This is a genomic window from Sphingobacterium sp. NPDC055346, assembly GCF_053645235.1.
Genome location: NZ_JBSHMI010000008.1, coordinates 122382 through 145550, shown reverse-complemented (window position 1 = coordinate 145550; position 23169 = coordinate 122382). Strand labels below are relative to the sequence as shown.

Sequence of the window (23169 nt, the reverse complement as noted above, 5' to 3'; positions counted from 1 at the left end):
AAATAGTCTATTTTCTGTACTTAGAATTTAGTTAATGTTTTTGAGTGATTTAAATAATTAGAAATAGTTAAAATATATAAATTGGCTTCGCTTAAAAACGACCTTTATTTATGTAAAGGAAAAATAAAATAATTATCAGCGTTTAAACATCTATATGTTATCTGATATCAATCTTGTTCATTGGTTAACTTAAGTGGCAAATGACAATTAAATAAATCACAGGCCCTTTTACTTAATTTTTTTTCTATTTCAAAGATATTCAATACAATATATAATAATTTGTTGAGATTTATGAAATTATTATTACCAAATTTTAAAGTTAAATTAAATTGGCAGGAATGGTTTAGTGAGCTGTTTATCAATGTTTAAACATTAATTCAAACTATTTAGGCTTTAGATTGTATTACAAGTACATATGTTACAAAATCTAGATATACCCGATTCGGGCACTCTCATTATATCGAATCGCCTGCCAGTAAAAATTGAACGAAAAAAATCAAAACTCAAGTTCACTCCCAGCGAAGGAGGATTAGCTACTGGCCTGGGATCCTTTTATAAAGAAAATGGATCTTGGTGGATAGGCTGGCCTGGGATTATCCCCAAAAATGAAAAAGAAGAAGAATTGATCAGGCAGGAGCTTAAAAAGCTGAACCTCATCCCTATATTTCTCACAGAAAAAGAGATCAAAGGTTACTATGAAGGTTTTTCGAATGCCATTCTTTGGCCATTGTGCCATTATCGACCCAGCTATGTGGAATTGAAGCAAGAGTTTTGGCTGAGTTATGTGGAAGTAAATAAAAAATTTGCTGAAGCAGCATTGCCCTTTATTGAACAAAATACGCGTGTTTGGGTCCATGATTATCAATTAATGCTAGTACCTAATTATATTAGGGAACTTAAGGAAACCTGCAGTATTGGGTATTTTCACCATATCCCTTTTCCTCCTATCGAATTATTTAAGATGTTGCCATGGCGAGATGAACTATTGGAAGGGCTTTTGGGTGCAGACCTGATAGGTTTTCATACCTATGAAAACGTAGATAATTTCTTGGACTCCTGTTCTGGTGTATTAAACCTCCAAAACAATATCAACTCCCTGAAAATAAACGGTAGGAAGGTATTGGTCGATGTATTTCCAATGGGCATTGATTATGAAAAGTATAAAAGCCAAGCCCTAGATACAGAGACGAAACAATATAGCAAACATCTCAAAGAGCTGTACCATAATCAAAAACTCATTCTATCTGTAGATCGACTGGATTACAGTAAAGGAATCTTACAACGACTGACAGCCTTCGAAATCCTGTTAAATAACCATCCAGAGTTACATGGACAAATTTTATTATATATGCTCATTGTTCCTTCTCGGGACCAGGTGAATCAATATAAAAAATTAAGGAATGAAATCGACAGAAAGGTTGGTAACATCAATGCGGTATATGGGAAGCCTGGTTGGCAACCAATAGCCTATTTTTATAATTCCTTACCTTTTCATGTTCTTTCAGCATTATATGTAGCGGCAGATGTATGCTGGGTAACCTCTCTTTACGATGGCATGAACCTAGTTGCGAAAGAATATATCGCAAGTAAGCAGGAAACAAAAGGGGTTTTGGTGATCAGTGAATTCGCTGGTGCCTCCAAAGAGCTATCGGATGCATTAGTCATTAATCCATATGCCGTGCATCGGACCAGCAGAACACTTTATGATGCCATTAGCATGGAAGATGAAGAAAAAGATGAAAGGATGCATGCTAGCCAAGCCATTGTTTCAAAATTCACGGTTCATCACTGGGTCAACCTCTTTATGCAGCGTTTAGAAGAAATCAAGAATGAGCAAAGGCATGAATTAGCCAGGAAAGTTCGTGAAAAAGTTGAAAATAATATTAAATCAAGTTATAACGCAAGTAAAAAACGATTAATCCTTCTTGATTACGATGGCACTTTGGTTGGATTCAACAAGAATGCAGATAAAGCGGTTCCAACTACGGAGGTCTATGCAGTATTGGACAAATTAAGCAATGACCCACGGAACTTGGTCACCATAATTTCGGGTCGGAAATATAGCAATTTAGAAAGTTGGTTTGGAGGCCGACCATATTACTTAATTGCAGAACATGGGATCTGGAGTAATTATCCCAACCATGAATGGCATTTAGTTCCAGGGCTGAGCAATAGTTGGAAAACAGAAGTCAATCAAATCTTGCAAAGGTTTACAGACAGGACCCCTGGATCTTCAATTGAAGAAAAATCCCATTCCTTGGCATGGCATTACAGGAAGGTAGAACGGGCCTTTGGACTAAGACAGGCACAGGAGCTTTTACAGGAATTGAGGCATTTGAACCAAGTTTTGGACCTTCAGCTAATCAACGGTGATCGTGTCATTGAAATCAAAAATAAACTTGTGAACAAAGGAAAAGCGGCCATAAACCTTGCAAATGAAATTGACCCTGACTTTATTTTATGTATCGGTGATGATGCTACCGATGAGGATATGTTTATTGCCTTACCTGAGCATAGCATTACAATAAAAGTGGGTGACAAACAATCTCACGCGAAGTATTACGTTGAAAATAATAAAGAAGTCTTACAGTTATTGGCTTCTTTAGAAAAATAAAAAGATAAAATCTATGAATAAAAGACACCTTTATAATAGTGGTATTATTGGGAACTGTAATTTTATTGCCCATGTGCACAAAAGCACAAACATCAACTGGCTATGTTGGCCAACATTTGAAGATAGTTTCATTTTTGGATGTTTACTGGATACCGAAAAAGGTGGAGAATTTAACATAAAGCTTGACGACAGCCATATTACCTCCAATCAATATTATTTAGAGAATACCAATATTTTAGTTACTGAAGTCAATGGAGAACATTCTGGTTTCCGAGTTATTGACTTTGCCCCAAGGTTTGTACAATATGATCGTTATTACAAACCACTGATGTTGATCCGAATAGTTGAGCCACTTTATGGAAATCCATCAGTAAGAGTAAACTGTAATCCAAAAGCGAATTACGGGAAAGATGATTTTAAAAAAAACAGAGGAAGCAATCACATTCATTTTCAGCATGCAGAAGAACATATGAGATTGACAACCAACATTCCCATCAGTCATTTTTTCGATCAGGAAGAGAGCAATATTATCCTTTCCGAGAAGAAATACATGATCCTATCGTATGGAAACAGTTTTGAAGCACCATTGATACAAACAGCGGAAGAGTTTTTGATCAAGACCAAAATATATTGGAGGCGCTGGACAAAAAAAGCAAACATTCCGAACTTCTATCAGGACCATATCATTCGATCGGCTTTAGTTTTAAAATTGCACCAATACGAAGATACCGGAGCCATCATTGCTTCGAGTACCACAAGTTTACCGGAGTCACCTGGTTCGGGAAGAAATTGGGATTATCGTTATTGCTGGGTCAGGGATAGTTATTACGTATTAACAGCCCTGAGCCATATCGGAAAATTTGATGAACTCGAAGAGTTTGCCAACTACATTACCAATATCACCCAATCGGATTCTGGGAGGTTGCAACCTCTCTATGGGATATTAGGTCGTAAAGTTTTGACAGAAACGACGCTTGACTATTTGGAAGGCTATAGAGGCAATAAGCCCGTTAGGATTGGAAACCAAGCTTATGAACATATACAAAATGATGTATATGGGCAAGCCATGATCGCCATGTTACCTCTATATACGGATTATCGCTTTCCTCAAGATGAAAGAAAAGATGCAAAAAGCTGGTTGAAATATATCTTGGAGAAGATACAGATGACGATAGATGAAAAGGATGCCGGTATTTGGGAATTCAGGAACATTGCGAACCATCATGCCTATTCCAATCTATTTCAATGGGCTGGTGCCTCAGCTGCCTTAAAAATTGCGAAGCAGAACAATTACAAAGATATTGAAGATCAGGCCAAGATTTTAATGGATAAAGCCGCGGATTATATTGAAAAATGTTATGATCCAGAAATGCAGGTTTACAGGAATTCAGATGAAGGTTCAAATTTGGATGCGAGTACTTTACAGTTAATTTTAATGAATTACCTGGATCCAAGTTCAGACCGAGCTAAAAAACATTTGGAAGCTGTGGAGAAAGAGTTAAAGGGCAAGAACGGACTGTTTTACAGGTACCTGCACCAAGATGATTTTGGAAAACCTAAAACAACCTTTTTAGTGTGTGCATTTTGGTATGTGGAAGCATTGGCATGTGTAGGTCGTCTGAAAGAAGCTCAGGAAACCTTTGAGCAACTCCTCTCCTATGGAAATTCCTTAAAGCTATTTTCTGAGGATGTTAACGAGGAAGATGGTAGTCAATGGGGCAATTTTCCACAAGCCTATAGTCATGTAGGGTTAATGAATGCAGCTTATCGAATCGCGGTAAAACTCGATAAGCCAATATTTCTAATATAATTAATTAACATTAAATTCATAAGTAGCTGAAATGGTACATGTTTTGCTAAAAATAGACAAATAACGAAAATTACTATGAAAGCATTACTTGGATTATCGGTAGCTATGGTTGCCTTAAGTTTATCGAGTTGCAGTACTGATGACTCGAAAACAACAGATGGAACAACACCAGTAACCATTAAAATTACTGATGCACCTGCGTACTATGATCAGATTATCTTAGATATCGATCATATTGAAGTTATTACAGAAGGTGGTCGTCAGGTTATTGATGTTGATATTGAGCCTTTTGACATCTTACATTATCGTGAAGGAGATTACTTGATCCTTGCCGAACATGATGTCCCTTCAGGGCGATTACAAGAAGTAAGATTGGTTTTGGATGATGATAATTATATTGTGGTAGATGGTGTAAGGCAAGATTTGAAGACACCTAGTGGTCAAACTTCAGGTGTCAAAATCAAAGTTCAAGATGATTTGATTCCCCATGTAGCCTATACCCTAGCCTTGGATTTTGATGCATCAAAGTCTATACATCAGACTGGAAATGGTAAATATATGATGAAACCTGTGATCCGCGCCATTCCGGTTGCAGTATCAGGAGCTTTAACTGGTGAGATTTCGCCTATTTCTGCAATGCCTCATGTCTTTGCCATTCAAGGAACTGATACCTTAGGTACATTGGCCGGCCCAACGGGTAAATTCTATTTTCCTGGTGTTATGCAAGGAACTTATAAGCTTGTAATTGAACCGACAAATGATAATTTTAAATCAGCAATCGTCAATGATGTTGTGGTAACTACGGGGCAAACAAAAAATTTAGGGGTCATTCAATTAGAAGAAAAGTAATTGAAATAGCTCTATTAAAAAGGGATAACGTTTATGTTATCCCTTTTTTGGTTTTATAAGGAATCCGCAATGGCATCCCAAAGACCAATTCTATATTGCAAAGCTAATTTGGCAACATCAGCCATCTCTTTCCATTTCACTTCGTTGTTATCTGCCAATTCGTGGATCATCTTCATGGCTAATGGCCCATGTTCATCCCCATCCAATTCGATATGACGCTGAAAATAATATTCAATCTTCTTTAAATCCGATTCGGGGAACTGTTCCTTTAAAGAAGATAGAATTGACGTGAACATATCTGGAATCAAATCCTCTCTACCAAATGTGAATGCAGAGGCAATCTTATGGGTCTCTCCTGCTTCAATGGTATCAAAGGAAAAGTTTAGGAAATCTTTAATTCTGTTGTCCAATGTACTATTATCTAAAGCATCTTTAATCTTTATTCCCGCTTGAAGGTTTTGGATCAGGTCCAATATAGGATTCACATCCGCACCTATCCCTTTCATGGCATCGATATACATTTCAAAATGGCTTAATCGTTGACCATCAATATATTCATCTGATTCTTCAGCAAGAACAATTTCATTGATCAAATATCTGGTTATGGGTGACGGGCTTGCAAACCAAGGAATCGTGGTACAGGTTAATTTGATCTGCAATGCTTTCAACAGAGACATGAAGTCCCACACTGCATAGACATGCCCTTCGGTAAATTTCTGTAAATCGGTAACCTTTTGAATTTTATGATATAATTCGTGGTTTAGTAGATGATTTCTTTCAGCTTGAATATACTCGTTTATTGCTTGAACATTATTTTTCATGGCCCAAAGGTAGGAATAGCACCTATTTTTTAGTCCATTAAAGGAATAAATTGCAAAAAGCTTACAATAATTAGTTTGATGTTTAACTATCTTATATTTAACTTTGTGCAAAATATTAGAAAATGGCAAAGGATCATAAAGTAGTTCAAGGTTTAATCAGAGATATTATTTCGTTAAGGGTTGCGATAAAACAGTTTTACTTTCAGAAAGTTAAGGAGTTGGAATTAGATGTCACCTATGAAATGGTCCAAGTTTTAGCTGTTCTATGGCGAGAAAAAGAGCTTAATCAACAGGATATTGCAGAAGAGGTACAAAAGAGTAAGGCAAGCGTGACACCATTAATTGACAATCTCTGCAAAAGGGATCTTGTTCAAAGGGTACCTGATGCCAATGATAGGAGAAATAATAAAATTGTCCTGACAGAGAAAGGTTGGGAATACCAGTCGCATTTAGAGCCAGTTCAAAAAGAGCTCTATGAAAAAATCATGAAGAACTCACAAATCAAAGATATTTCAGAAATCAGTAATCAATTAAGATTGATCAAAAGCGCTATTGAATAGTGTTTTTTGGAATAATAGTTTAATATCAAACTAATTTTAATAATATTTTACATTAATAGATGAGCACAGAAACAAATAAAGCAATCAATCAAAAAGAAAGAAACCGAAGGATCAAGATCTATGGTATCAATATCCTTTCCGTACTGATTGTTTTGGCAGCTATAGGTTGGGGCTTACTTAGCTATTTACAGTTAAATAACAGTGTTTTCACAGAGGATGCTCAAATCGATGGACACATCAATCCTGTAAGCACAAAAGTAACCAGCTATATTAAGGAAATCCGATTTCAGGAACATCAGACAGTGCATAAAGGAGATACATTAGTGGTCTTAGAAAATGATGAATTTAAAATTCAGGTGGAAAACGCCTTGGCTGCTCTTGCTGATGCCAAGGCAGGCAAATCGGTAGTAAGAACCGAGGTCGAAATAGCAAGAAATAGCCAAAACATCGCGGATGCGAACATAGAGGAACTCAAGGCCCGCTTGGAAAATGCTGAAGTCAATTATAAGCGGTTCAAGGAACTCATGGATAAGGATGCCATAGCAGTGTATCAATTTGAACAGGTAAAAACCGAATATGAATCCCTAAAAGCAAAATATAAAGCATTGTCTGCGCAAAAGGTAAGCTCCCATTTAACTACGCAGGAAACCAGTAGGAAAACAGAGATCAATGAAGCTGCGATCTTAAGGGCCAAGGCTTCGCTTGATCTGGCCAAACTTAATTTATCCTATACCGTGATTGTAGCCCCTTATGATGGAATTTTGGGCAGGGTTAGTTTAGAAGAAGGCCAATTGGTCCAATCAGGACAGCAACTATTCAATATCGTTAGGGACCAACAAAAGTGGGTAACAGCAAATTACACCGAAAGTCAGATGAAACAAATTGCCCTTGGAAAGAAAGTAAGGCTATCTGTGGATGCTATTCCCCATGTTGTTTTTGTGGGTGAGATAAAGGCTATTTCCGAAGCTACGGGTTCAAAATATTCCAGTATCCCAGTGGACAACAGTACCGGTAATTTTGTAAAAGTTCAACAACGGATACCAGTAAGGATAGAATTTTCAAAGGACAACAATGTTGAGGATTTAAAAAAACTGATGGTAGGGCTAAATGTGGTGGTTAATTCGATATAGATGAGCAATAGTTTATTTAGAGATTGGGTCCCTCAAAAGTATAAACTAAGCATACTGCTATCAATAGCGGTTTCCTTATCCTTTTGTAGTGGAATTCCAAACAGCATCTACATCTATATCATTTCAGATCAAGCGGCAAGTTCAGCTGATCTATCCATGGCTATGTACGCGTATTGTGCCGGCATGGTCTGTTCAATTTCCTTGATCTTTAGACTGACCATCTATATGCCGAAGAAAAGGTTAATAATATTCTGTTTGATCTTATTAATGGTCATTAACATAGGCTTGGCATTAAATCAAGCGCCATTGATCAATGTGATGTTGATGTTTGTGTTCGGCTGTGTGAAAATCATATTAACCATGGCTTTGATATCAGAGCTAATGCCATTCTTGATGCCCACTGGGGAAAGGTATCAAATGTATGCCATCTATTATCCGATGAACCTGATCTTTCCCATATTAGGAGGTTTGATTGCGGCTTATCTTGCCAAGCAACATTGGGAACTTGGCTATTATTTCCAGACCTTGATGCTTCTTATATCCTTCCTGACCGTCATTATCTGCTTTAAAACACAACATATCAAGAAGGTGCCATTGTTTCAATACGATTGGTTGGGAACCATCTTATTAGCATCCAGTTTGCTCTGTTTTTCGTTTGTTGCAAGCTATGGTTTACAAAACAATTGGTTGACCAGCAAGAGTATCATATTGGCAATTGTGTTGACCATTGTATTTTTTATCTTATTCTTTAATCGGAATTTCAAGAAAAAGAGAAAGATTATCAGCTTTTCAGTTATTAGGAACAAAGCCACATTCTTAACTCTATTTACTGTGTTTATTTTGGGAATATTTTATATCAATACAAGTTTGCTGAGCAATCTAATGAATGTACTTTTACCCTCAAATCCTACTAAACAAGCAGAAATCAATGCCTATGTAATTGTTGGATATTTCTTGGGGAGTTTATTGGTGTATGTATATTTCAAGCAGACCAAAAAATGTAAAGCTATCTTTTTAATTTCTGCCTCTTTCTATTTAATCTCCAATATCTTATTGTACAATCTGATCAATATCAATACCCCTTTACATTATTTAATTCTACCAATCATACTGAGAGGAATGGCTGTAATAATCTCATTTATTTCGACAGCTGTTTATCTAGCAGGTAATGTGAATGGAAAAGCCTTTTTACAGAGCATTGTTATTTTCCTTTTGATCAGGACATTTTTTGTAACTGTTTTCTGGTCCAGTGTAATCAGTAATTGGTTTAATAAATTACAATTTATCCATCAGACAAGATTGGCGGAAGTTTTTGAGTCTGGAGAAAAAGTAGATCGAACGGTATTAATAAAATTCCAAAAACAAGCAAACCTATTGGGTCTACATGACCTATATCTTTATCTATGTATCATTAACATACTGGTTATTATCATTATAGCAGTAATCCCCTATCACTCTTCCACTGTGAGACATATTTTTAACTGGGGAACAAAGAAAAATGCAAAAGAATTGATTCAGGCTACCCCGATGTCTTAATTTTATTTTCAGTTAAACTTTAGATCGCTGGGGCAGTCCATACTGAAACAAGGTTATTTATTGAATAATAATATAAGTCGTATACCAAATCAATTCTATCGTATTATGAAAAATTCCATATTCATCAGCCTCTTTTTTCTAATGTTTTCTTTAACTTCTATGGGTCAGGAAATTGAAAACCATCAATTGCCTGATTCCTCTGTATTTCATCGGAACAACCTTATCTTTGATCGCATCGTACAGCAGAAATTAATGAATTTTCCATTTACCAGGGTATATCCTAGCAGTGATTATGGCATCCTAGGTTTAATGATGGTTTTATCTGATGATGGGTATTTTGGATTTTCAGATAGTAAATACCTGAAGATATTCAATCGCTTTTATAATGTAATGGGCTTGAGAGATCTTGATGGGAATGAGGCTGAAATTGAAATTGAAAGAGATGGCACCTCTTTTTTCCGGGGTTTTAATGGAAATACCATGTCAAGTTTCAAAGAGGCTTATAATCAAATGGTGATTCGTGATGAAGCTGGTGAGGTTTATCATCTGACCTTTGATTGGATGTCCAATTTAGCAGAAATACATTCTGAATCAGGTTATCAATTAACGATAAATAAAATAAAATCGGGTTTCGAGGTAAAGGATAACCAAAATAATGTGGCAGAGATAAAAAAACAAAAGTCTTCAGTTTGGGTAGCTACCTATTCTAATGGAAGAGTCTTATCGACAAAGAGAGGAATCTGGAATACCTATAATTTTATTTCAGAAGATGGCAAATCTACATTGAACATTGATATTGACCAATATACCAATAACATCAAAATAAGAAACAATGTGGGTATGTATTTAGTGATTAGCAACTCCTATAATCCTAACCTCGTAAGGGATCATCATCACGATCATTTAAGTGGTAATTAAGGATATTAAATTAACATAGAAAGGGAACGAACTCAGATGCTTGTTTCCTTTTCTATTATTTTTTGTTAAAATCTTTGCTAAAATCTGTCCTTTGGATCCGTACGGCATTCAAAATGGCCAATAATGCCACACCTACATCGGCGAAAACAGCTTCCCACATGGTTGCTACACCTCCAGCTCCCAAAATCAGTACAATAGCTTTAACAGCAAATGCCAAACCTATATTCTGCCATACAATTTTCTTCGTTTTTCTTCCGATTTTAATGGACATAGGGATCTTAATTGGTCTATCATCTTGAATAACCACATCTGCAGTTTCGATGGTGGCATCCGAGCCTAAACCTCCCATGGCGATTCCAACATCACTTAACGCAACAACAGGGGCATCATTTACACCGTCACCTACAAAGGCAACGATTCGATCTCTTGCTTTGACCTCCTTCAGTTTTTCAACCTTATCTTCTGGCAGAAGATCACCATAGGCAGAATCGATCTTCAGGTTCTTTGCAACCTCATTTACAACAGTGGATTTATCACCACTTAACATGGTCACTTTGATTCCTTCGCTATGCAGCGCATTTATGGTGTCCTGTGCACCATCCTTTATTTTATCAGCTATGCTTATATAGCCTATATACTTCCGATCGACTGCAATAGCAATGGTGGTATAAACAATTTCTTTGTCTGCATTAGGATAGGAAACCTGATGCTGGTCAAGCAACTTAAAATTACCTACCAATACTTCTTTGCCATCAATTTTTGCTTTCAGTCCGTGGCCAGCAATTTCTTCAACATGATCGAGGTTGAGATGACCCTTCACCTCTCCTACATATTCATGGATTGCCGTTGCTACGGGATGTGTACTTTTGCTCTCGATTTCATTGACATACTCCAATATCTGCTCCTGATTGGCGGATGGATCGAACTTGACCTCATTGACCTTAAAAACACCTTCGGTCATGGTTCCTGTTTTATCCATTACAACATGCTTCACAGCTGCCAAGGTATCCAGGAAGTTTCCTCCTTTGACTAAAATCCCATGTCTGCTGGCGGCACCTATTCCACCAAAATAGCCCAATGGAATCGAAATAACCAAGGCACAAGGGCATGAAACGACCAAGAATATCAATGCCCTATATAGCCAATCTTGAAAGACATAGTCTGCTACAAAGAAATATGGGATCAATGCTATTCCAATTGCCAGGAACACCACTATAGGGGTATAGATTTTGGCGAATTTTGAAATAAACAGTTCTGTAGGTGCTTTTTGGGTACTGGCATGCTGAACCATTTCCAGGATCTTGCTCAGTTTACTGTCCTCATATACTGTTGTAATTTCAACTTCAGAAACGGTTTGCAGGTTTATCATTCCGGCAAGCACGGAATCGCCTTTAGCTTTAGAGTCTGGTTTGCTCTCTCCTGTCAATGCTGCGGTATTAAAAGTGCCGGATGCTGTAATTAACTTACCATCTAAGGCTAATTTTTCACCGGGTTTTAATTGGACAATATCTCCCACTTTCACCAATTCAGCTTTGATCAGTTCAGTTTTTCCATTCCTAAGAACGGTCGCTTCATCGGGTCTTTGATCCAATAAAGATTTAATATTGGCTTTTGCCCTGGAAACCGCCATGGTTTGGAAAGCTTCACCAACCGAATAAAAAAGCATTACAGCCACCCCTTCCGGATATTCACCAATGGCAAAAGCTCCAATTGTTGCAATCCCCATCAAGAAGAATTCTGAGAAAAAATTACCTTTTGAAATACTTTTAAAAGCGTCTTTTAAGACAGGAAGCCCAACAGGCATATAAGCCGCTAAATACCAGGCCAAACGCAGCCAACCTTGAAACCAAGGGAAATGGAAAACATAATCGAATAGAATTCCGGAAATCAAAAAGGCAAAACTGATTATAGCAGGTCTGAAAAGTTCAAATATACTGGCATTAGTGTCATGAGAATGCTCATGCTCATGATCGTGGCCATCATCTTCAGCATGTTGATGATCGAACTTATGACTATTATTTCCTTGATGGCTCCTATGGTTTTGGGTCTGTTTTAGTAAGTCATCAGCATTGGCATTTTTATAAACCTTCACCGTCTGACTACAGATTTCGCAATTGCCATTTTTATCAAAAATATGTTTGTGATCCATAAAGTATTATCCTCTCCTAAATTTAACCTATTTAAATCTAAAAGCTTAGCTTATCAACCAAATAAACCTTGAATTTGTTTTAATAGTGCATTTTTAAAGATGTAAACAAAATGTATATAGGTTTTATTTAGGACCTATTTCCAATAATTATAAATTGCATAAGCAAAAAAACACAAAAGAAAATCATGAAATATCATCAATTATATTATTGGATTACACTATTGTTGCTATCAATATTTAATCCGTTAGATTCCTGGGCACAACCATATCTTATTCAGAGTAAGGAGGGGTATTCGAATGTAAGGGAATCAGCAGATTCAAAAGGGAAAATTCAAAACCAATTGAAGAACAATACAGTTGTGTTGATAGATCAGGTTGAAGAACAAGATCTAGCAAAAGATCAATGGATCAAGATTCTATATTATGAAAACCTGCCTTTTTCCATCGTTGAAATAAAGGATGAAAAACCGCTTAAGGCAGGATTTATCCATAATTCCCAACTATTGGCACTAAACAAACTGGAGAAGCCAAGGAAAGCAGATTTTTCCATGCAATATTTAATAAAGCCAGCAAACCTGAAGGGGAAAAAGATAGCATACTATGATGAGAACTCCACTGCCATCAAGTCAATAAATGGAATCTATTATTATCTGGCGGATTGTGGAATTCCAAATGAATTAATTGAAAAGGCGGATGCAACTATCAAAGGAACCAAAGTTTCAATACCAACAGAACTATTGTTGGGAATTGGCTCAGCTAGGCAATCTTTTGACTATTATAAACTGGGAAATGTCTATCTGGCTGTGCAAGAGATTGGAGATGGGGCTTGCACAAATCATGTCGTTTGGGTGTTTGAGAGGAATAAGTTAACCCAGCGATTTGTAGGATGGGAATATTAAGAAAAAATAAATGCCCGATTATAATTTAATCGGGCATCAATATGTTGTTCAGTAAGTATTTATAATTATTTCATTAAGCTAACGCTATAGCTTTTACCCGCATCCGTAAGGAGCACAGTAGCATTGGAATAATCTCTACTTAATAAAATGTAAAATTCTTGAAAGTTAGATTTCATTGCTAGAGTAAAGATATCAGGCAATTCAGTGCTGCCTCTGTTCGCATTATTGATCTCAAAACCGTATCTAGATTTTGTTCCATTAGCACTGGTCATCTCAATCACAGTACCTACAAACTCCATTTTAGTAAAGTAACCTTGATTCGGCTCCAACATTACTGGACCTGTACTCTCGGAAGACATTTGAGCTTCATAAGCTGTAAACACTTTACCTTTAAGATCTGATAATACTTCCTCTTTTAATTTTTCAGGAACAACTCCATTGTCCTTTTCACAAGAGATAAATAATACAGCAAACAACAATAATATACTTAACTTTTTCATACCTTATTAATATAATAATGCTCAAAAGTAGAACAAAAATTAATAACAATTTAATATTCGGACCTGCTCTACCCTACTTAAAAATAATTTGTAGCTATATGCTTGCAAAAGTTCGATTTCAAGGAATTTGGCCTAAAAAGCCACTTTTAATCTAAATTTCAATTGCTAAACTAGCTTTAGCATATTTGCTATCTCCAGCTATGGGGGTTCAATTTTTTTAAGTAAAAAAAGCCTAAGAATTAATAGAAACGAAGAATTCAGGAAAAACCTTTTCAGGCTAACGCGATTTAGCTCATGACAGGCATAAGATTTTACTAGATTTAGCGTTAATTTAACATAACAGCAATAACTAGCGGGATTATAAACTAAACTTAAAATTATATGCTAAAAATGAAAACCAAACTACAAAGCTTGACTTTTGCCCTATTTTGTGCAGTTATCTACAGCAGTTGTAGCAAAGACAGTTTCCTGGACCAACCTGACCCTGAATTGGAAAAAATTGAAATTAAGGACATTACCACTGATGCTAGAGTGACCGTAAGCATAGAAAATCCAGATGGGGCTAATGGGCAGGAAGGCTCAACCAAATTAACTGACGGTGACAGCACGACGAAGTTCCTCGCAAAAAACTTTAAGACATTAGATATCAAATTCCAATTTGATACGGCGAAGCTTGTTGCGGGCTATGATTTTACCACAGGAAATGATTTTGACGGCCGTGATCCGATGGATTGGAAGTTTTATGGGTCCAATGATGGTCAGACCTGGAAAGAACTGGATAGCCATATGGGCATGCAATTCAGAAAAAGAAGGAATACCTACAGTTTCTTTTTCAAGAATGAGGAGAAATTCACCCATTACAAATGGTCTATCTCCAAGCTTTACAATGACAATATGTTCCAAGCTTCAGAGTTCAGGCTGATCCAGATGCCACCTTCAAGTCAAAAACAGGAACCTATCCAAAAGATTGATAGCTTGACCAAAAACAATGTCTCCTTGGTTTTTATCAATCATTCCAATAAATCACAATTGGAATATCAGGAAAGATTGATGAACACTTATTTTACGGTCTATCCAAAGCTTCTCAATGATTTTAATCCGAATGCGAAAAAGAAAATGTACTTCATCATTGATCCTACTTATGATGGTGCTGCTTATGCCTGGGGTGAGGTCGTGGTTTTTGGCTTCAAATACATGGAAGGAAATCCGAAAGACGGTGATGTCGTTGTCCATGAGACCATGCACCATATACAACAGGATTATAAAGGTTCGGTACCTGGATGGCTGGTTGAAGGCATTGCAGACAATGTAAGGTATCATTATGGTATAGATGAACCTGATCCATGGACATTACAAGATTACAAACCAGAACATAACTATGATGGTAGCTATGGAATTACCGGTCGATTCCTGTTATGGATTGAGACACATAAGAACAAGAATTTTGTAAAAGAATTGAACAATGCCTTGATCAATGGCACTAACTACAATGATTTCTTTGTGCAATCGCTTGGAAAGAACATTCAAGATGTCTGGAAAGAATATGCTCAGAATCCAGCAATCTAAATTCATCACATAAAAAATGGGCTATAATTTATAGCCCATTTTTTATGCTTCTAAAGTTGTTTTTATTTGCTCAAGGAATTTATTTCTGCAATTAAATCATCAATGCTTTGGTTCAACTTTTCATGACTTACATGCTGGAGATGGTTTGCCTGGTATTTTTTCAACTGCTCAAAAAATTGTACCAAGTTGTTTTTAAACTCTTCGTATGTCAAATCTGTAGGTATGTATTTAGTTGAGGCTTCAATACGTTCTACCCGAGGGTTCTCAATTGCAGGATATTGAATCCATTTTCCTGTATGATCCAGCTTAGGGATGTACTCCTCTTGCATCCATAAAATTATTTCATCTTTTGGTTGGGATAATCTCAAAAAATAATGTCTTGAATCTGATATTTTTAAACCAAACAAATTCACTGAGTAATCATATTCCTTTAAGAAATCAGACAACATTTGGTTGTTCATCAACACCTGAATAAGATTGAGTATCTTTTCATTTTCTTTCATCATACTATCAAAATATTATGTTTTTCACTTTCCTAAATATTTCTAAAATAAGGAATCCATTAGAGAAAGCATTAATTATTATTATTTTAACTATTGATTAATTTAATTGAACTACCTTATAGACAAATAAATATATAAGGCTATGGCAAGACAACACTATTTTAAGACCATTATTATTATCCTTTTCCCTATTTTTTTGAGTTCATGTGTTAAAGAAGGTATCCTCGATGAAGATATAGAACCAAAAAATCAAGCCTCAAAATTATATGTGGGGGAAACGCTTCAATTAAAGTCGAATGATAAAAACACGAAATGGAAAAGTTCAAATAAGTATGTTGGGACCATCGACGAAGAAGGTCTCTTTACTGCCCATCATATTGGAAAAGTAAAGATAAATGCAACAAATGAAGGTAAAAAGAACAGCACTGAAATAACCGTTATCCCTAAGATAACGGATATCCCAGAGCCTGTGATTAAATTTGGTGGCTCTAAGGAACAAATCAAAGATTTAGAAAAAAGGAATTTACTGAATGACTCAGGCCCGGCTCTTTCATTTGAAACTGATTCACCTTATGTGGAATCCTTGTATTATGTCTTTCAAGGAGGAAAATGCGCTTATGCAATTGTGCGGTTTAAAAATGATCCGAGTATCGACATTGATTATATTCTGGCCTTTTTTCAAGAGCGATATGAGGCAATAGGTACGGATAAAGATGATTATTACTTCACGGACCAAAAGCGGAAAATAGTGATAGCGGTATCTACTAAGGATCAGTTTAATGGCAGGTATGCCGTATATGAGAAAAAGAAAAGTTAACAATTGCAGAATTCATGCAATATTTCTTTTCAAAATCTGTTATTAATAAGATACAATTTATCGTCAATTATTAGGACTGTACATTTTATTGGATTTCACACTAATAAAAAATTAAACACGATTCAAAAGAAAATTCATTAAAGTTAATTTATCAAGCTTCTTGTTAGCGCTATGTTAACCTCGGATTATTTGTAAATTTTTTAATAACCTTTCTACATAATTGGCACAATATTTTCATAAGCGTATCCGTAGTTGTTGAACATTTGATAATTGTTTGAATCAAGGAGCACAATTCCAAAAGGTACTTTCCTTTTTCCAATAATAATCAACTTAAAAGGATTTTTCAATATGGTAAAGAACCAAAACTTTAATAGCGAAGCAATAATTAAAGAATTAAAGAAATTAGATGAAAAACACCGGGACTATCTTGAAAAAGATGGAAAATGGTTAATTGGGGGGTTTGAATCTATTATTAGCTATGATGGCAAAATCTCAACTATTCAGGGAGAACAAGTCACTTTGAAAAAAGAAATCTATATGATGTTACCGTCTGAAATTAGAGAAGAAATCGCTCAATTTATGGACGTAGAATAAGGCATTAGCCATTCTAAAAAAACATCTGTACTTAAGAGGAAGAACAGGCTATTAAAATTATAGCCTGTTCTTTCTTTTTCTGTATTAAATGCCCATTATTTAGTGGGAATTTATCCAATCCTCTCCCCTTTCTCCTATTAATCTGTATATTTATTAACACAGATGAATTTAATATATGGAAGAAACTAAATCATTACCAATTTTAAGCCCTGAAGAAATTAGAGTATTGGGATCATTATTAGAAAAATCTAAGACTACTCCAGAATATTATCCAATGACCCTTAATGGTCTGTTGACTGCCTGTAATCAAAAAAGTTCAAGAAAGCCCGTAGTTCAATATGATGAAAATCTGGTTATCCAAGTTTTGGACGGATTGAAGAAAAAAGGATTGATTTCAACTGTTGTTGGTGGTGGTAGTCGAGTTACAAAATATAAACACAACTTGGCGATTCAATTTCCCTTATTACCCCAAGAATTAGCAATAATCTGTCTATTATTTCTTCGAGGACCTTTAACAGCTGGTGAAATCAATAGCAATTCTGGTCGTTTATATGAATTTGAAAATCTTGATGAAGTACAGGAACTCCTTCATAAACTAAGTAACTCTGAACCTTTGTACATCAAACAATTATCAAAACGTCCAGGCCAAAAAGAAGTAAGATATATCCATCTCTTTGCAGACTTTGATGAGGATTCTTATGAGGAAGAGGCTCCCTCAAGTCCATCAACAACCAATAATACGGCAATTGCACAGCTTGAAGAAAAAGTCGCCCAACTAGAAGAGCAACTTAATACCCTTCGGGCTGAATTTGATGAATTAATGAAGCAACTATCATAGTATGAAAAGATATTTTCTATTTTCTGCAGTTTGTCTTTTCGCCTTTCAAGCTTATTCCCAATCCTTTCAAACCCTAACTTCTGGTAACAAGGCTAGTTTTAGGGGGTTGGAAACCTATAAAAATAAGGTTGTATGGGTAAGTGGAAGCAATGGAATGGTTGGAAGATCTATTGATTCCGGCAAAAACTGGGAATGGATTTCGCCGAAAGGATATGAAAAATTTGATTTCAGGGATATTGAGGTTTTCAGTGCCAAAGAAGCAGTTATTGTCAGCGCAGGAGCACCTGCAGTAGTACTACATACGAAAGATGCTGGGAAAACTTGGACAGAAACATATAAGAATGAGGATCCTGCTATCTTTTTAGATGGAATGGACTTCAAGGGAAAAACAGGTTATATATTAGGAGATCCCATCAATGGACAATTTCAATTGCTGAAGAGTGACAATAAAGGCAAGACTTGGACAGATGTGACTGAAGAAATTCATTTGTTTGCGGAGCCCGGGGAAGCGGCATTTGCAGCAAGTGGGTCTTCTCTTCAGGTCATCAATGATTGGTTATATATTGGTACTGGAGGCACCTATTCAAGTTTGATGAAAAGAAGTGAAAAGGAAAGAAAGTTGGACGTTCAGGATGTTCCTATCTGGTCTGGTTCTGCCAGTACTGGAATATTTTCCATTGATTTCCTCAATGAGCGTGTTGGTGTTGTTGTAGGTGGAAACTATACCTCAGATAAGGACAACAGCAATAACATTCTTCTGACCCATAATGCTGGATTATCATGGGATAAACCTGAAATTCCAGTTCATGGATATCGATCGTCCGTAAAATACATTAGTCCTGAAATATTGGTTGCTACAGGAACATCGGGAACTGATATTTCCAAAGATGGAGGAAAGACATGGGAAAATATTTCGACTGAAAGTTTTAATGTCATTGCCGTTTCTTTCAATAAAAAGCTTATTTATTTAGCAGGAAGTAGTGGAAATGTTGTCGGATTGACTTTATAGAAAGATTATTAAAAATCAAAGCCCGATAAATGATATCGGGCTTTTTATATGTTCAATTTTCCTTTTAGCTTACGGGCTCCAAATATTGCGCATAGCAATATCCTTCTTCACCATCTTTGGTTCTTACCAACCACCATTGATCATTGGCACGGCTAATTAAAGTAATGATTTCATCCTTCGCAGCTTTACCTACGATTGGTTGATCCGTTCCTGGACCTTTACGGATATTCAAATTGCTACTTTCCGTAATTACACGTACTTGAGAACCTGCTACAGCAGATGATACATCAACATTCATGACCACATCACCACTTAGGAAATTAGGGTCAATTTGATTGTAGATATCCCACAATTTATTTTTTACATCTGCATTTGGTGCAGTACCTTGAACATGCAAAACACCATCTTGTTCTGCGATAGCCAAATCTGTCATTCCTGAAGCCTTTGCAGTATCAATTAAAACTTGATATTTCGATTGTAAACTCATATTATTTTCTATTTAACAGTTAAACCACTCATGTCTACTTTCTTCGGATTCAATGCATCCAGACCCATTTTCAGAGCTTGTACACGTGCTTGTTCCAATTCACCAGTTACCGTAATAACTCCGTCAGATACAGCGGTTTTTACCGAAGGAAAGTCTTTGGTAAAATCGGCTACTTTTGAAGTTAAGTCAGCATCATTGGTATTGATTTCAACAGGAGGCATCGTATTCACTACGATATTGTTTTGTACAGACTTTACAGCTTTGCTATCAGCAGCTTTTGCAGCATTTTCGATCTGCACTTTCTCATCTTCTGAATTTGCCGTTCCGTTTAGAGTAACCACTCCATCTTTCACATCAACGGTAATTCCAGGATTAGCCTGTACAGCTGTTTCTACTTTTGCTTTCAAGTCGGCGTCCGATATTTTGGACTTACAAGCGATTGTTCCGGTCATCAGGGTTCCGGAAACCAATGCAATAGTTAAGATTTTTTTAAGATTCATAAATCACCTTGTTTTTATTGGTAAATAATACTTAAATCTAAACAAAAATTACTCCTAAAAAGTTTTGACAATTATTTTTTTCATTTATTGTAAATCAATCTATACAAATTCTTCAACTTTCTGTTTCTCATTACTGAAAACTGCATTTACAATCACCTCTCCATTTAAAACCATTGTAACATAACCACTTATTTTACAAACAAAAAAAAACGAGCCATAAGCTCGTTAGATCTTCGTTATATATATCCTAATAAATTTTATTGATGATAATTGTTTTATTATTGAACTGAATTGATTCATTTACCTTTTTCCCAAACAAGATGCTCCCAATAGGTGACTCTTTAGAAATGACCATAAGGGTCTTCTCCTTAATTTTAACTGCGCCAATAGAGATCGCAATAAAGTAATCAAATTGGTCTGTTTGAACAATGCTACCCATTCTCACCAATTCCGAGGGATTTAAGTCTAATCCATTGATTTTATCCAGGTCAATTTCAGCCTGTTTCAGCTGATTTTGCAAGCGACTTATTTCCTGTTGGGCCATTTCCCTGGATGTTTCATATTTATCCCCCATACTACTTTTAGTATCATTCAGGATAGCATCTTGCGCTGAATCCATGGCTGATTTTATCTCTTCTACCCTATTTTTGCATTTATCAAAGCAGTATGCGACAACTTCTTCTTTATTCCAATTCATTTTTTATTGTTAAACCAACAATATACAGCAATAAATAGAATTTCTAGGAGGCTCTCGTAAAATCAAAATAAAAAAAGCGCCAATACTATTGGCGCTTTCAATTAAAAACTTAATAACCATTCTATAAATGGATTTTATTAGTTTTCTAAAGCTTTTTTAACGTTTTCTGCTTTTCTTTTGGCGTCGTCAGATAATTCTTTTGTTTTATCACCTACTTTTTCTGCGGTGTTATCGATAGCTTCGCCAGTTTTTTGACCAGCTTCTTTTGTAGCATCTACTGCATTGTTTACACCTTCTTCAATTTTATCACCAGCTTTTTTCGCTGCTTCTTTTGTTTTTTCCCATGCTGATTTTGCATCATCTAATGCTTTTTGAGCAGCTTCTTCAGCCTTTTTATCGCCACTTTTTACTGCTGCATCTAAATCAGCTTGTGCTTTTTTTACATTTTCTTCAGCTTTTGCCAATTCAGCATCTGCATTTGCTTTCATTTCATCAATTGATTCATTTGTAGTTTCAATTGAATGATCTAATTTCTCACCGATTGAAGTATCTCCATCATTGTTTTTATCCATAGATGAATTATTGTTACATGCTGACAAGGAAAGTGCACATGCAACTGCTGCTAATACTGCGATTTTTTTCATGTTTCTAATTTGTTTGTGTAATAATAGTTTATTGTTATAATTATATACTGATTGCACTTTGCAATATTTATACCAATTTTTTGAAAAATATGGCAGCCATTCACACTATGGCTGGACATTTTTGTTTTTCAACTCCTTTTCCAAGCGGTCAACATGATCCGAGAGTTGTTTCAGCAATTTTAAATGGTTCACCTGCGAATCAAATAGCTGTTTAACCTCTTCCTCTAATAGTACATCTATTTTCTTATGCAAACTCCTGATTTCTAATTCAGCCTTTAGGTTTACCAGATAGTCATTCTCAGCCCGTTTTCTATCCTTTTCCTCCTGTCGGTTTTGGCTCATCATAATGATTGGAGCCTGTAGGGCAGCCAAACAGGACAAGACTAAATTCATCAAAATAAAAGGATAAGGGTCAAATCGGTCTTGCTTGATCATGAGCGTATTGAACAATATCCAAACGATCAAAATCCCTGTAAATATTAAAATAAAAGACCAGCTGCCTCCAAATCGTGCTACCTTATCAGAAATAAGTTGCCCCCTATTTAGGTATTCATCTGTAGGATTAATTAGGTTATCAACGATTAATTTTTCTTCCTCAAATGATTTTCGAACGATTTCATGAAGCTTTTTTAGGTTTTCATCATTTTGGTTGATCATTTCCAAAATATCCTTATTCTTTACTTGATCAAGTTTAGCCATGGTTAATAAAATAAGTAATCAAATATATGGACTAAAACCATGGAGAATTCAAATAGTTGGAAATTAATCAAAAAAAGCCCCCAAAATTGGGAGCTTTAAATAAACATATTTCAATTCAATATTTTTTAAGCTTTGGGATACACTGTTCCTTTTGCAGCCTCTAGGGTGTTCTTTAATAAACCAATAATGGTCATTAATCCGACACCTCCCGGTACTGGCGTTATCCAAGAAGATTTCGGAGCAACATGCTCAAAATCCACATCACCATAAAGTTTAAATCCTGATTTTGTTTCGGTCGAATTCTCCCTATTGATTCCCACATCGATAACAATAGCACCTTCTTTTACCATATCCGCAGTTACAAAATTCTTTTTGCCAATGGCTGCAACCACGATGTCACCTTGCAAAACCTCAGCTTTCAAGTCTTTTGTCCTACTATGTGTCAGGGTAACTGTACAATTTCCTGGATTAGAATTTCTTGCCAAAAGGATACTCATAGGGGAGCCAACGATATTGCTCCTTCCAACAATGACTGCCTTTTTACCAGCTGTATCAATTCCGTAATGTTCCAACATCAACATGATGCCATAAGGAGTAGCAGGAATAAAACAAGGTAGATTACGTTGCATTCTACCTAGATTGATTGGATGGAACCCATCAACATCTTTGCGGTAATCGATAGCTTCAGTAACTTTTTCAGGATCAATATGTTTAGGTAAAGGCAATTGAACGATCAATCCATCAATCGATTCATCTGCATTGATCTCATTGATCTTTTCCAACAATTCTTTTTCAGTGATATCCGTATCATAACGAAGATTGGTCGAGTCGAAACCAACTTGCTCACAATTTCTCATCTTGCTCGCAACATAGGTTTCACTACCACCATCGTTTCCAACTAAAATAGCTACCAAATGAGGTTTGCGGCCTAACTTCGCAGTAAGCTCTGCAGCCTCTCTTTTGATGTCTTCTTTAACTTTGGTTGATACTTCCTTACCGTCCAGTAAATTCATGATATATTTTATAGGT

Annotated in this window: 23 protein-coding genes; 13 read left to right on the top strand and 10 right to left on the bottom strand. The window is 36.0% G+C overall.

The window, feature by feature from the left end:
- The first annotated feature begins 415 nt into the window (after positions 1-415).
- From ACWICE_RS16410 to ACWICE_RS16400, 3 genes are all read left to right on the top strand, one after another.
- Entirely contained in the window at positions 416-2614 is a 2199-nt protein-coding gene (locus tag ACWICE_RS16410; protein WP_454298800.1) for a bifunctional alpha,alpha-trehalose-phosphate synthase (UDP-forming)/trehalose-phosphatase, read from the top strand.
- Between the two features lie 13 nt (positions 2615-2627).
- Entirely contained in the window at positions 2628-4424 is a 1797-nt protein-coding gene (locus tag ACWICE_RS16405) for a glycoside hydrolase family 15 protein (RefSeq protein WP_454298799.1), read from the top strand.
- A 75-nt stretch (positions 4425-4499) separates the two neighbouring features.
- On the top strand, positions 4500-5273 hold the full coding sequence (locus ACWICE_RS16400; RefSeq protein ID WP_254527073.1) for a DUF4382 domain-containing protein: 774 nt from the start codon (positions 4500-4502) through the stop codon (positions 5271-5273).
- 53 nt (positions 5274-5326) lie between these two features.
- On the opposite strand, the gene ACWICE_RS16395 is transcribed toward ACWICE_RS16400, so the two are convergent.
- Positions 5327-6094 carry a DUF3050 domain-containing protein gene (locus tag ACWICE_RS16395; RefSeq protein ID WP_254527072.1) on the bottom strand — a complete coding sequence of 256 codons (768 nt, stop codon included), beginning with the start codon at positions 6092-6094 and terminating at the stop codon, positions 5327-5329.
- Between the two features lie 122 nt (positions 6095-6216).
- On the opposite strand from ACWICE_RS16395, the gene ACWICE_RS16390 reads away from it, so the two are divergent.
- The 4 genes from ACWICE_RS16390 to ACWICE_RS16375 all read left to right on the top strand — a co-directional run bounded on the left by ACWICE_RS16390 (position 6217) and on the right by ACWICE_RS16375 (position 10238).
- Entirely contained in the window at positions 6217-6654 is a 438-nt protein-coding gene (locus ACWICE_RS16390) for a MarR family winged helix-turn-helix transcriptional regulator (RefSeq protein WP_185214405.1), read from the top strand.
- 59 nt (positions 6655-6713) lie between these two features.
- The gene (locus ACWICE_RS16385; protein ID WP_454298798.1) at positions 6714-7784 is read left to right on the top strand and encodes an HlyD family secretion protein; all 1071 of its coding nucleotides are present in this window, start codon (positions 6714-6716) and stop codon (positions 7782-7784) included.
- The gene (locus ACWICE_RS16380) at positions 7785-9320 is read left to right on the top strand and encodes a hypothetical protein (RefSeq protein ID WP_454298797.1); all 1536 of its coding nucleotides are present in this window, start codon (positions 7785-7787) and stop codon (positions 9318-9320) included.
- Between the two features lie 105 nt (positions 9321-9425).
- Positions 9426-10238 carry a hypothetical protein gene (locus ACWICE_RS16375; protein WP_185216242.1) on the top strand — a complete coding sequence of 271 codons (813 nt, stop codon included), beginning with the start codon at positions 9426-9428 and terminating at the stop codon, positions 10236-10238.
- A gap of 55 nt (positions 10239-10293) precedes the next feature.
- Here the strand turns inward: ACWICE_RS16375 and ACWICE_RS16370 are convergent, their stop codons facing one another.
- Positions 10294-12387, bottom strand: a complete 2094-nt coding sequence (locus ACWICE_RS16370) for a heavy metal translocating P-type ATPase (protein WP_454298796.1) — start codon at positions 12385-12387, stop codon at positions 10294-10296.
- A gap of 185 nt (positions 12388-12572) precedes the next feature.
- On the opposite strand from ACWICE_RS16370, the gene ACWICE_RS16365 reads away from it, so the two are divergent.
- Positions 12573-13286 carry a hypothetical protein gene (locus ACWICE_RS16365; protein ID WP_313259144.1) on the top strand — a complete coding sequence of 238 codons (714 nt, stop codon included), beginning with the start codon at positions 12573-12575 and terminating at the stop codon, positions 13284-13286.
- A gap of 65 nt (positions 13287-13351) precedes the next feature.
- On the opposite strand, the gene ACWICE_RS16360 is transcribed toward ACWICE_RS16365, so the two are convergent.
- Complete coding sequence (locus tag ACWICE_RS16360; RefSeq protein ID WP_313259141.1) at positions 13352-13786, bottom strand: hypothetical protein; 435 nt, start codon at positions 13784-13786, stop codon at positions 13352-13354.
- A gap of 390 nt (positions 13787-14176) precedes the next feature.
- Between ACWICE_RS16360 and ACWICE_RS16355 the strand changes: the two genes are divergently transcribed.
- Positions 14177-15352, top strand: coding sequence for a basic secretory protein-like protein (locus ACWICE_RS16355; protein WP_454291139.1), 1176 nt, complete (start codon positions 14177-14179; stop codon positions 15350-15352).
- A 62-nt stretch (positions 15353-15414) separates the two neighbouring features.
- Here ACWICE_RS16355 and ACWICE_RS16350 read toward each other — a convergent pair whose 3' ends face one another.
- Positions 15415-15858, bottom strand: coding sequence for a hypothetical protein (locus ACWICE_RS16350; RefSeq protein WP_313259137.1), 444 nt, complete (start codon positions 15856-15858; stop codon positions 15415-15417).
- Between the two features lie 139 nt (positions 15859-15997).
- Here ACWICE_RS16350 and ACWICE_RS16345 point away from each other — a divergent pair, with 139 nt between their 5' ends.
- The 4 genes from ACWICE_RS16345 to ACWICE_RS16330 all read left to right on the top strand — a co-directional run bounded on the left by ACWICE_RS16345 (position 15998) and on the right by ACWICE_RS16330 (position 19113).
- Complete coding sequence (locus ACWICE_RS16345; RefSeq protein WP_454291138.1) at positions 15998-16672, top strand: Ig-like domain-containing protein; 675 nt, start codon at positions 15998-16000, stop codon at positions 16670-16672.
- 348 nt (positions 16673-17020) lie between these two features.
- Positions 17021-17266 (top strand): hypothetical protein, encoded by a 246-nt coding sequence (locus tag ACWICE_RS16340; protein WP_185214395.1) that lies wholly within the window; start codon positions 17021-17023, stop codon positions 17264-17266.
- A 175-nt stretch (positions 17267-17441) separates the two neighbouring features.
- Entirely contained in the window at positions 17442-18104 is a 663-nt protein-coding gene (locus tag ACWICE_RS16335) for a YceH family protein (protein ID WP_454298795.1), read from the top strand.
- Position 18105: 1 nt separating this feature from the next.
- Positions 18106-19113 (top strand): WD40/YVTN/BNR-like repeat-containing protein, encoded by a 1008-nt coding sequence (locus tag ACWICE_RS16330; RefSeq protein ID WP_313259129.1) that lies wholly within the window; start codon positions 18106-18108, stop codon positions 19111-19113.
- Positions 19114-19177: 64 nt separating this feature from the next.
- On the opposite strand, the gene ACWICE_RS16325 is transcribed toward ACWICE_RS16330, so the two are convergent.
- The 6 genes from ACWICE_RS16325 to ACWICE_RS16300 all read right to left on the bottom strand — a co-directional run bounded on the left by ACWICE_RS16325 (position 19178) and on the right by ACWICE_RS16300 (position 23153).
- On the bottom strand, positions 19178-19600 hold the full coding sequence (locus ACWICE_RS16325; RefSeq protein ID WP_185214392.1) for an SH3 domain-containing protein: 423 nt from the start codon (positions 19598-19600) through the stop codon (positions 19178-19180).
- Between the two features lie 8 nt (positions 19601-19608).
- Complete coding sequence (locus ACWICE_RS16320; RefSeq protein WP_185214391.1) at positions 19609-20100, bottom strand: BON domain-containing protein; 492 nt, start codon at positions 20098-20100, stop codon at positions 19609-19611.
- A gap of 247 nt (positions 20101-20347) precedes the next feature.
- A complete protein-coding gene (locus tag ACWICE_RS16315) occupies positions 20348-20797 on the bottom strand; it encodes a GreA/GreB family elongation factor (RefSeq protein ID WP_313259127.1) in 450 nt (149 codons plus the stop codon).
- Positions 20798-20934: 137 nt separating this feature from the next.
- A complete protein-coding gene (locus ACWICE_RS16310; protein ID WP_185214389.1) occupies positions 20935-21441 on the bottom strand; it encodes a hypothetical protein in 507 nt (168 codons plus the stop codon).
- A gap of 105 nt (positions 21442-21546) precedes the next feature.
- Positions 21547-22140, bottom strand: coding sequence for a DUF1003 domain-containing protein (locus ACWICE_RS16305; protein WP_185214388.1), 594 nt, complete (start codon positions 22138-22140; stop codon positions 21547-21549).
- Positions 22141-22265: 125 nt separating this feature from the next.
- Positions 22266-23153 (bottom strand): bifunctional 5,10-methylenetetrahydrofolate dehydrogenase/5,10-methenyltetrahydrofolate cyclohydrolase, encoded by an 888-nt coding sequence (locus tag ACWICE_RS16300; protein WP_185216231.1) that lies wholly within the window; start codon positions 23151-23153, stop codon positions 22266-22268.
- Between the last annotated feature and the right edge of the window lie 16 nt (positions 23154-23169).

Coding starts and splice junctions, on each gene's coding strand:
- ACWICE_RS16410 (WP_454298800.1), top strand. CDS start 416: ATGTTACAAAATCTAGATATACCCGATTCGGGCACTCTCATTATATCG.
- ACWICE_RS16405 (WP_454298799.1), top strand. CDS start 2,628: ATGAATAAAAGACACCTTTATAATAGTGGTATTATTGGGAACTGTAAT.
- ACWICE_RS16400 (WP_254527073.1), top strand. CDS start 4,500: ATGAAAGCATTACTTGGATTATCGGTAGCTATGGTTGCCTTAAGTTTA.
- ACWICE_RS16395 (WP_254527072.1), bottom strand. CDS start 6,094: ATGAAAAATAATGTTCAAGCAATAAACGAGTATATTCAAGCTGAAAGA.
- ACWICE_RS16390 (WP_185214405.1), top strand. CDS start 6,217: ATGGCAAAGGATCATAAAGTAGTTCAAGGTTTAATCAGAGATATTATT.
- ACWICE_RS16385 (WP_454298798.1), top strand. CDS start 6,714: ATGAGCACAGAAACAAATAAAGCAATCAATCAAAAAGAAAGAAACCGA.
- ACWICE_RS16380 (WP_454298797.1), top strand. CDS start 7,785: ATGAGCAATAGTTTATTTAGAGATTGGGTCCCTCAAAAGTATAAACTA.
- ACWICE_RS16375 (WP_185216242.1), top strand. CDS start 9,426: ATGAAAAATTCCATATTCATCAGCCTCTTTTTTCTAATGTTTTCTTTA.
- ACWICE_RS16370 (WP_454298796.1), bottom strand. CDS start 12,387: ATGGATCACAAACATATTTTTGATAAAAATGGCAATTGCGAAATCTGT.
- ACWICE_RS16365 (WP_313259144.1), top strand. CDS start 12,573: ATGAAATATCATCAATTATATTATTGGATTACACTATTGTTGCTATCA.
- ACWICE_RS16360 (WP_313259141.1), bottom strand. CDS start 13,786: ATGAAAAAGTTAAGTATATTATTGTTGTTTGCTGTATTATTTATCTCT.
- ACWICE_RS16355 (WP_454291139.1), top strand. CDS start 14,177: ATGAAAACCAAACTACAAAGCTTGACTTTTGCCCTATTTTGTGCAGTT.
- ACWICE_RS16350 (WP_313259137.1), bottom strand. CDS start 15,858: ATGATGAAAGAAAATGAAAAGATACTCAATCTTATTCAGGTGTTGATG.
- ACWICE_RS16345 (WP_454291138.1), top strand. CDS start 15,998: ATGGCAAGACAACACTATTTTAAGACCATTATTATTATCCTTTTCCCT.
- ACWICE_RS16340 (WP_185214395.1), top strand. CDS start 17,021: ATGGTAAAGAACCAAAACTTTAATAGCGAAGCAATAATTAAAGAATTA.
- ACWICE_RS16335 (WP_454298795.1), top strand. CDS start 17,442: ATGGAAGAAACTAAATCATTACCAATTTTAAGCCCTGAAGAAATTAGA.
- ACWICE_RS16330 (WP_313259129.1), top strand. CDS start 18,106: ATGAAAAGATATTTTCTATTTTCTGCAGTTTGTCTTTTCGCCTTTCAA.
- ACWICE_RS16325 (WP_185214392.1), bottom strand. CDS start 19,600: ATGAGTTTACAATCGAAATATCAAGTTTTAATTGATACTGCAAAGGCT.
- ACWICE_RS16320 (WP_185214391.1), bottom strand. CDS start 20,100: ATGAATCTTAAAAAAATCTTAACTATTGCATTGGTTTCCGGAACCCTG.
- ACWICE_RS16315 (WP_313259127.1), bottom strand. CDS start 20,797: ATGAATTGGAATAAAGAAGAAGTTGTCGCATACTGCTTTGATAAATGC.
- ACWICE_RS16310 (WP_185214389.1), bottom strand. CDS start 21,441: ATGAAAAAAATCGCAGTATTAGCAGCAGTTGCATGTGCACTTTCCTTG.
- ACWICE_RS16305 (WP_185214388.1), bottom strand. CDS start 22,140: ATGGCTAAACTTGATCAAGTAAAGAATAAGGATATTTTGGAAATGATC.
- ACWICE_RS16300 (WP_185216231.1), bottom strand. CDS start 23,153: ATGAATTTACTGGACGGTAAGGAAGTATCAACCAAAGTTAAAGAAGAC.